Below are 8,181 nucleotides of genomic sequence, written 5' to 3' on the forward strand. Positions count from 1 at the left end.
AGGCCACGACGGCAGGCTACACGCTGTTCGACATCCCCGTGCCGAGACAGAAGCTGGTGCATGTCCACGCGGGCGCCGAGGAACTCGGCCGTGTGTTCCAGGCCACGCTGCCGATCAACAGCGGCATGGCGAATTTCGCCAGGGCGGCAAAGGCGATGAAGCCGGTCGATGGCAGGCGTTGGAAAGCGCATGTCGAGGCGGGCCGCACGGCCTATCTCGAGAACATCGAGCCCAACGAGCAGCCGGGCGCCGTCAATATGACCGAGGTGATCGGCTGGCTGAACAAGCGGCTGCCCGACGACGTGATCATGACCAACGGCGCGGGCAACTACGCCGCCTTCCTGCATCGTTTCTTCCAGTACCGCGGCTTCAAGAGCCAGCTCGCGCCGACCAGTGGGGCCATGGGCTACGGCGTGCCGGCGGCGGTCGCGGCCAAGATCGTTCAGCCCCAGCGCATGGTCGTCTCGTTCGCCGGCGACGGCTGCTTCCTGATGAACGGCCAGGAGTTCGCGACGGCGGTCCAGCACGGCGCCAATGTCGTGATCGTGGTGGTCGACAACGGGATGTACGGCACCATCCGCATGCACCAGGAGCGCGAGTATCCGACGCGCGTGCACGGCACGGACCTCAGGAACCCGGACTTCGCCGCCTATGCCCGCGCCTTCGGCGGCCATGGCGAGACGGTGGAGCGCACGGCGGATTTCGCGCCGGCTTTCGAGCGCGCCGTGAACGCCGGCAAGCCCGCGATCATTCACGTCAAGACCGACCCGGAGGCGCTTACGTCGCGCATCACGCTCAGCAGGCTGCGCGAGCAGGCGCTGGCAAGGCAGAAGCACTAGGGGCTGGTGTTGCAGAACCTGCTTGCCTCTCTCGGGCTTCGCGCCTATAAAGCGCCATCCGTGGAATTTGAGCCGACCGGCTTGCGGCCACGTTAAACCTCGCTAAAAGGTCGGAGAGCCCGAAAAGCCCCCGTCCTTCCCGGTCGGGGGTTTTTCGTTGTGGAGGGAGCGACATGGACGGGACGGTTGCTGGCAAGAAGAAGCGCGTGGCGGATACGAGCAAGTGGCGGCCGCAGACGCGCGCCGTGCGCGGCGGACAGATCCGCTCGAATTTCGACGAGACGTCGGAAGCCCTGTTCCTGACCTCGGGCTACGCCTATGCGAGCGCCGAGGAGGCGGAAGCCACCTTCAAGGGCGAGAGCGCGCACTATCAGTATTCGCGCTTCGGCAATCCGACCGTGACGATGTTCGAGCAGAGGCTGGCCGCGCTCGAGGGGGCGGAAGCCTGTCGCGCCGCCGCCACCGGCATGTCGGCCGTGTTCTACGCGCTGCTTGCGTTGCTCAAGGCCGGCGACCGCGTCGTGGCGGCGCGTCAGCTCTTCGGTTCCTGTCATTTCATCGTATCCACCCTGCTGCCGCGATACGGCGTGCAGGGCGAGCTGGTCGATGGCGGCGATCTGAAGGCCTGGGAGAAGGCGCTGTCGACCCCGACCCAGGCGGTGCTGTTCGAATCGCCGTCCAATCCCATGCTCGATATCGTCGACATCAAGGCCGTCTGCGAGTTGGCGCACAGGGCCGGCGCCACGGTCGTGCTCGACAACGCCTTCGCCACGCCGATCCTGCAGCGACCGCTCGAATGGGGCGCCGACGTCGTCGTCCACTCGGCGACCAAGTACATCGACGGCCAGGGTCGCACGCTCGGCGGCGCCGTGCTGGGCTCGAAGGAATTCATCCTCGAGAAGCTGCAACCGATCATCCGCAACACCGGTCCCTCGCTCAGTCCGTTCAACGCCTGGGTGCTGCTAAAGGGCCTGGAGACGCTCGACCTGCGCCTCGAACGTCACTGCGCCAACGCCGCGCGCGTGGCCGAGGCATTGGCGGCGCATCCGGCGATCACGCGCGTGCTCTATCCCGCCCGCAGCGATCACCCCCAACACAAGCTCGCCATGCAGCAGATGTCGGGCGGCGGCGGCGTCGTCACCTTCGATCTGAAGGCCGGCAAATGGGCGGCCTTCGAGACGCTGAACCGCCTGCAGCTCGTCGATATCTCGAACAATCTCGGCGACGCCAAGAGCCTCGTCACGCATCCCGCCACCACGACCCACATGCGCATCGGCGCGGCGGAGCGGGCCAGGCTCGGCATCAACGACGGCACGGTGCGCATCTCGGTGGGCCTCGAGGACGCGGACGACATCATCGCCGATCTCGTGCAGGCGCTGGACGGCTGACGCCCCGGACATCCGACGGCCATGGCGCTCGCGCTCTCGCTGTGGGAGGCCAACGCCGATTGGGCGCGGAAGATCCTCGCCCATCCGTTCGTGCGCGGCCTCGGCGACGGCTCGCTGCCGGTCGACAGCTTCAAGGGCTACGTGGCGCAGGATGCATATTTCCTCGAGGCATTCGCGCGCGCCTACGCCTTCTGCCTCGCACACGGCAGGACGCGCCGGGATGTGTATGACTTTGCCGGGTTGATCGGCGGCGTCCTGGACGAGCTTCGGCTCCACGCCGGCTATGCCGAACGCTGGAACGTCGAGCTGGCAAACGTGGTGCCGCTCGCCGCCACGCGCGCCTATGTCGATTTTCTTCTCGAGACGGCGCGGGCCGGCGACCTTGGCGCGACCATTGCGGCGATGACGCCGTGCATGCGGCTATATGCGTTCCTCGGCCAGAACCTGGCGCGCACCGACGTGGCGCGGCTTTATGACGAATGGGTGAAGACCTACGCCGACCCCGGCTTCGAGGCCCTGGCGACGCGCCTCGAGGGGCTCCTCGACCTGCACGCCGTCGACTGCGAGGCTGTGCGGGCGAACTATCGCCGCGCACTCGAACTGGAGTACGGATTCTTCGACGCCCATCTGGGCGGAACGTAGGCACTCGCGCCCCCTTGCCGCCATCGCTCGCGCGCAACGTCGATGGGCGCCCGAACGTTTGCCGTCGGTCCTTCAACCGAACACCGCGGCGGCATGCGAACCGAACAGCCCGATCAGCTTCAGTCACTCACTCCCTTGCGCGGCATCGCCGCTCTCTGGGTGGTGCTGTACCACTACACCGCGCAATACCTGCCGGCGCTCCATGCCGACCGCTTCACCCATCTCGTCGACAAGGGATATCTGGCGGTCGACCTGTTCTTCATGCTGAGCGGTTTCGTGCTGACGCATGTCTACTGGCGCGTGTTCACCGAGCCGGTGCGCGGCTCGTACGGGCGGTTCCTGCTCGCCCGCATCGCGCGGCTCTATCCCTTGCATCTCTTTGTGCTGTCGCTCTTCCTCGCCACGGCATTGGCCTCCCGTGCGGTCGAATACGCCACGACCGGCACGTTCGAGTCGCTTTCGCTCGAGGGCGCACGATCGCTGACTGCGCTGGCCGCCAACATCTTCATGCTCCAGGGCCTGAAGGCGAGCGAGCTGAGCTGGAACTACCCCGCCTGGTCGATCAGCGTCGAGTTCATCGCCTATCTCGGTTTCCCCCTCGCGCTGCCCTGGATCTGGCGCGCCCGCAGGACGGTCAAGGTCGTGCTGGCGCTCATGCTCGTCGCGGCGCTCGTCTGGGTCGCCGGTCTCACCGACGACGACTTCGATCAGTGGGACGGGCCTCTCACCCTGCTGCGGTGCGTGCCGGAATTCCTGATCGGCAGCTTGCTCTACGCCGCGTTCGCCGGCCGATCCTGGTCGTCGGTGTTCCGGCGCGATGCGATCCTCTTCGCCCTCGTCGCGGCCCTCGTTCTGCTGCTCCACCGCGGCACGAGCGACCTCCTGGTCATCCTGCTCTTCCCGCCGCTGATCCTGGCCGCCGTCGCCAACAAGGGCAGGGCGGCGGCGCTGTTGAACACCGCGCCGCTCGTCTGGCTCGGCGAAGTGTCCTATTCGCTCTACCTCTTCCACGGCCTGGTGCAGTTCGTCACGACGCAACTGCTCGACGCTGCCGGCCATGACAGCCGCGACGATCTTTCGACCGCGGCTTCGTTCGGGATCATGACCGTCATGCTGGTCGCCTCGCTCCTCTGCGCCCGCTATGCGCATCACGGCGTCGAGAAGGCGGGGCGGCGGCGGCTGCGCCTGCTGTTCGGCGCCTGGCAGGCCGCGCGGTTCGCTGGACGATAGCGCCCGATGCCTGCCGTGGCCGCTCAGGCCGCATTGTGTTGTATATGCGCCCGTCCTGACGAGGAGAGCGAGAATGAAGATGCCCGAGGCGGGCTTCGGCGTGGTGCCAATCGAGCAGGCGCGCAAGATGGACGGTCTCACGCTGTTCGGCGAGATCAGGGCCGGCCGCCTGCCGGCGCCGCCGATCGCCAGGGTGCTGGGTTTCTGGATCGAGGAGGTGGAGGCCGGCCGCGTCGCCTTCGCCTACGAGCCGGTGCGCGAGCATTACAATCCGATCGGCAGCGTCCACGGCGGCATCGCCGCCACCCTGCTCGATTCGGTGATGGGCTGTTCGGTCCACACCAGGCTCGCGGCCGGTGCCGGCTACACCACGGTCGAGATCAAGATCAACTACGTGCGCGCCATGACCGACAAGACGGGACGGGTGCGCGCCGAGGGCAAGGTGATCAACCTCGGCTCGCGCATCGCCACCGCGGAGGGACGGCTGACCGACGCCTCCGGCAAGCTCCTGGCGCACGGCACGACGACCTGCCTGGTGTTCCCGATCTGAGCGCAAAATGCGCTAGGCTGCTGCATGCCCGACGCGGTGGCCGAACAGCGCATCCTGAAGCTCTCGATCGGCGTGACGGTGGCTCTCGCGCTGTTCGGGCTCGCGTTCGGCCTGGTTTCCGGCTCCCTCTCGATCGTCTTCGACGGCGTCTTCTCGGTGATCGACGCGGCGATGGCAGGGCTCGCCCTGTTCGTCTCGCGGCTGGTGACGCGGCAGACCGAGAACCGCCGCTTCCAGTTCGGCTTCTGGCACATCGAGCCGATGGTGCTGGCCTTCAACGGCGGCACGCTGATGCTGCTCTGCTTCTATGCCTTCGTGAATGCCATCGGCAGCTTCCTCGCCGGCGGCCGGCAGCTCGCCTTCGACTGGGCGATCGCCTATGCCGTCGTGGTCAGCGCCGCCTGCTTCGGCATGTACTTCTACCAGCGCGCCGCCAATCGCCGCATCGCCTCCGACTTCGTCCAGCTCGACGCGCAGAGCTGGCTGATGTCGGCTCTCATCACGTCGGCGCTGCTGGTCGCCTTCCTCGCCGCGATCGTGGCCGAGGACACGCCCTTGCGTGTCTGGCTGCCCTATGTCGATCCCGTGGTGCTGGCCGGCCTGTCGCTCTGCCTCGCCTTCGTGCCGATCCGCACCGTGCGCCGGGCCCTGACGGAAATCCTGCTGATCACACCGACCGAGCTCGACGAGCATGTGCGCAGCGTCATGAAGCGCGTGGTCGAGGAGTACAGGTTCAAGTCGTTCACGAGCTACGTCGCCAAGGTGGGCCGCGCGCAGTTCATCGAGATCCATATCGCGGTGAATCCGAAATGGCCGGTCGACAGCGTCGCCACCGCCGATGCCGTGCGGCGCGAGATCGCGGAGGCGATCGGCGGCGAAGGCCCCGACCGCTGGCTCACCATCGACTTCACCGCCGATCCGCACTGGCTTTAAGGTCGCATCTGCGGCTGCTTGCGGCATTTGACCTTTTGGCGGGAAAATCCCATCTCCGGGCCGAGGAATTCGTTGCCGATGTACACCGCCACAACCCGTGCCATCAGCGTCACCGTGCGGCCGCAATATCTGCCCGATCAATCGGATCCGGCGAAATCGCAATATGTGTGGGCCTACCTGGTCCGCATCGAGAACAAGGGCGATGTCACGGTGCAGCTTCGCAGCCGGCATTGGCAGATCACCGACGGGATGGGCCGGCGCCAGGACGTCAGGGGTCCGGGCGTCGTCGGCAAGACGCCGCGCCTGCGTCCGGGCGAGGCGTTCGAATACAGTTCCGGAACTCCGCTCTCCACGCCATCCGGCATCATGAGCGGCACGTACCAGATGGTGAGCGAGACGGGCGAGAATTTCGATATCGTGATTCCGACATTCTCGCTCGACATGCCAAACCGGTCGCGACAGCTTAACTAGGAGCCGCGACGGCAGCGCAAGCGAAGAGGAGAGCCATGAACAGGATTTTGAAGAAGAGCGACATGGTCTCGCTCGCCACCGGCATTGCCCGCCCGTCGCGCGAGGAAGCGGAGGAGGCGGTGCGCACGCTGATCCGCTGGGCCGGCGACGACCCCGACCGCGAAGGCCTGATCGGCACGCCGGACCGCGTGGTGCGCTCCTACGAGGAGTACTTCGGCGGCTACGACGAGGATCCGGGCGAGATGTTGCAGCGGACCTTCGAGGAGGTCGAGGGCTACGACGAGGTCGTGGTGCTGCGCGACATCCGGCTCGAATCGCATTGCGAGCATCACATGGTGCCCATCATCGGCCGCGTCCATGTCGGCTATCTGCCCGACCGGCGCGTGGTCGGGATCAGCAAGCTGGCGCGCGTCGTCGACGCCTATGCCCATCGCCTGCAGATCCAGGAGAAGCTCACGGCGCAAATCGCCAACACGCTGCAGGAGGTGCTGCAGCCGCGCGGCGTCGCCGTCGTCATCGAGGCCGCGCACCAGTGCATGACGACGCGCGGCGTGCACAAGTCCGACGTCGCCATGGTCACCAGCCGCATGCTCGGCGCCTTCCGCGACAACGGCGAGACGCGTCGCGAATTCCTCACTATGATCGGCCGCACGTCCGTTTGAGCAGAGACAGGGGCATCATGGCCGGGGAGACCGTCGATTCCGTCGAAATGCTGCGCCGACTCGTGGCGTTCGACACCACCTCGCGCAATTCCAACCTGGCGCTGATCGACTACGTCCGGCACTACCTCGAGGGGCACGGCGTCGCCTCGAAGCTGGTGCCGAGCGAGGACGGCAGCAAGGCCAACCTCTTCGCCACCGTCGGCCCCGAGGTCGCGGGCGGCGTCGTGCTGTCGGGCCACACCGACGTGGTGCCGGTCGACGGCCAGCCGTGGGACAGCGATCCGTGGACGCTGACGTTGAAGGACGGCAGGTATCACGGCCGCGGCACCTGCGACATGAAGGCGTTCTACGCCATCGCGCTCGCCATGGTGCCCGGGTTCAGGAAGGCCAGGCTCAGGAAGCCGATCCACTTCGCGCTCAGCTACGACGAGGAGGTGGGCTGCATCGGCGCGCACGCGCTGGCGGCGCGCATGGCCGGCGAGGTGCCGAAGCCCCGGGCGATCATCATCGGCGAGCCGACCATGATGACCGTCGTCCATGCGCACAAGGGTGCGCAGATCTACGTCACCAAATTCACCGGCTTCGAGGCCCACTCCTCGATGACCCATCTCGGGGTGAGCGCCATCCACTTCGCCGGCGAGTTCGTGCATTACCTCAACCGCGTGCAGGACGAGCTCGACGCGGCGGCGCCCCGGGACAGCGAGTTCATGCCGCCGGCCGCGACCTTCAATGTCGGCACGATCGTGGGCGGCACCGCGGGCAACATCCTGGCGCGCCAGTGCGAGGTGCTGTGGGGCTATCGCGAGCTGCCGGGCCGGCCGATCGACGAGCTGGGCGAGCGCGCGCTGAAATGGCTCAGGGAGGAGCTGCTGCCGCGGATGAAGGCGAAGCATCCCGCCGCCGCCATCGACACCGTGCTGCGCTCCTCGACGCCCGCCTTCTCGCCCGAGGGCAACGACGACGCCAAGGCCCTGGCCGGAAGCTGGTCGGGCTCCAACACGGTGGGCAGCGTCGTCTACGGCACCGAGGCCGGCATCTTCAAAAAGACGCTCGGCGTGCCGACCGTGGTCTGCGGCCCGGGCGACATCGCCCAGGCGCACCAGCCCAACGAGTTCATCCTCGCCTCGCAGATCGAGGCCTGCGAAGGCTTCATGACGCGCATGATGGAGTGGGCCTGCCGGGAGTGATCCTGCGGTCCGAGGTTGGGCGGTCGAATTTGATCGGAGCGCTCGGTTGCAGGCGTCTTGCCGAGCGGCGCGGAGCGCCCGGATTGCCGCCGACCCTCAATGGGTCGCCGGCAATCCGAGCCGTCCGGTTGACCTCGCAGCTACCAAGTCGATAGCTTCACCTTGAGTATGCAGTTGAGCGGCAGGGCGGTCCGGTTGACCTCGCAGCTACCAAGTCGATAGCTTCGGTGCAGTGGGCGGCCATCTAGCGGCGATCGTCCGGTTGACCTCGCAGCTACC

Annotated in this window: 9 protein-coding genes and 1 riboswitch; all 9 genes read left to right on the forward strand. The window is 66.9% G+C overall.

Going from position 1 to position 8,181, the window contains the following annotated elements; all coding sequences use genetic code 11:
- Positions 1 to 839, forward strand: an 839-nt coding sequence (locus tag VH499_RS04000) for a thiamine pyrophosphate-dependent enzyme (RefSeq protein ID WP_332051399.1), incomplete at its 5' end; no start/stop codon positions are given.
- 50 nt (positions 840 to 889) lie between these two features.
- Positions 890 to 965, forward strand: a riboswitch (SAM riboswitch).
- A gap of 47 nt (positions 966 to 1,012) precedes the next feature.
- Positions 1,013 to 2,227, forward strand: a complete 1,215-nt coding sequence (locus tag VH499_RS04005) for an O-succinylhomoserine sulfhydrylase (RefSeq protein WP_332051400.1) — start codon at positions 1,013 to 1,015, stop codon at positions 2,225 to 2,227.
- A 21-nt stretch (positions 2,228 to 2,248) separates the two neighbouring features.
- Positions 2,249 to 2,869: a TenA family protein gene (locus tag VH499_RS04010; protein ID WP_332051401.1), complete on the forward strand. Its 621-nt coding sequence runs from the start codon at positions 2,249 to 2,251 to the stop codon at positions 2,867 to 2,869.
- A gap of 93 nt (positions 2,870 to 2,962) precedes the next feature.
- Positions 2,963 to 4,099, forward strand: coding sequence for an acyltransferase (locus VH499_RS04015; RefSeq protein WP_332051402.1), 1,137 nt, complete (start codon positions 2,963 to 2,965; stop codon positions 4,097 to 4,099).
- Between the two features lie 73 nt (positions 4,100 to 4,172).
- On the forward strand, positions 4,173 to 4,649 hold the full coding sequence (locus VH499_RS04020; protein WP_332051403.1) for a PaaI family thioesterase: 477 nt from the start codon (positions 4,173 to 4,175) through the stop codon (positions 4,647 to 4,649).
- A gap of 24 nt (positions 4,650 to 4,673) precedes the next feature.
- Complete coding sequence (locus VH499_RS04025) at positions 4,674 to 5,582, forward strand: cation diffusion facilitator family transporter (RefSeq protein ID WP_332051404.1); 909 nt, start codon at positions 4,674 to 4,676, stop codon at positions 5,580 to 5,582.
- 78 nt (positions 5,583 to 5,660) lie between these two features.
- Positions 5,661 to 6,053, forward strand: coding sequence for a Co2+/Mg2+ efflux protein ApaG (gene apaG, locus VH499_RS04030; RefSeq protein ID WP_332051405.1), 393 nt, complete (start codon positions 5,661 to 5,663; stop codon positions 6,051 to 6,053).
- Between the two features lie 35 nt (positions 6,054 to 6,088).
- Positions 6,089 to 6,715 carry a GTP cyclohydrolase I FolE gene (gene folE, locus VH499_RS04035; protein ID WP_332051406.1) on the forward strand — a complete coding sequence of 209 codons (627 nt, stop codon included), beginning with the start codon at positions 6,089 to 6,091 and terminating at the stop codon, positions 6,713 to 6,715.
- Between the two features lie 17 nt (positions 6,716 to 6,732).
- Entirely contained in the window at positions 6,733 to 7,902 is a 1,170-nt protein-coding gene (gene argE, locus VH499_RS04040) for an acetylornithine deacetylase (RefSeq protein ID WP_332051407.1), read from the forward strand.
- Positions 7,903 to 8,181: the final 279 nt, after the last annotated feature.

The organism is Reyranella sp. (genome assembly GCF_036558665.1).
Lineage (GTDB): Bacteria > Pseudomonadota > Alphaproteobacteria > Reyranellales > Reyranellaceae > Reyranella.

Coding starts and splice junctions, on each gene's coding strand:
- VH499_RS04015 (WP_332051402.1), top strand. CDS start 2,963: ATGCGAACCGAACAGCCCGATCAGCTTCAGTCACTCACTCCCTTGCGC.
- VH499_RS04005 (WP_332051400.1), top strand. CDS start 1,013: ATGGACGGGACGGTTGCTGGCAAGAAGAAGCGCGTGGCGGATACGAGC.
- VH499_RS04025 (WP_332051404.1), top strand. CDS start 4,674: ATGCCCGACGCGGTGGCCGAACAGCGCATCCTGAAGCTCTCGATCGGC.
- apaG (WP_332051405.1), top strand. CDS start 5,661: ATGTACACCGCCACAACCCGTGCCATCAGCGTCACCGTGCGGCCGCAA.
- VH499_RS04020 (WP_332051403.1), top strand. CDS start 4,173: ATGAAGATGCCCGAGGCGGGCTTCGGCGTGGTGCCAATCGAGCAGGCG.
- folE (WP_332051406.1), top strand. CDS start 6,089: ATGAACAGGATTTTGAAGAAGAGCGACATGGTCTCGCTCGCCACCGGC.
- VH499_RS04010 (WP_332051401.1), top strand. CDS start 2,249: ATGGCGCTCGCGCTCTCGCTGTGGGAGGCCAACGCCGATTGGGCGCGG.
- argE (WP_332051407.1), top strand. CDS start 6,733: ATGGCCGGGGAGACCGTCGATTCCGTCGAAATGCTGCGCCGACTCGTG.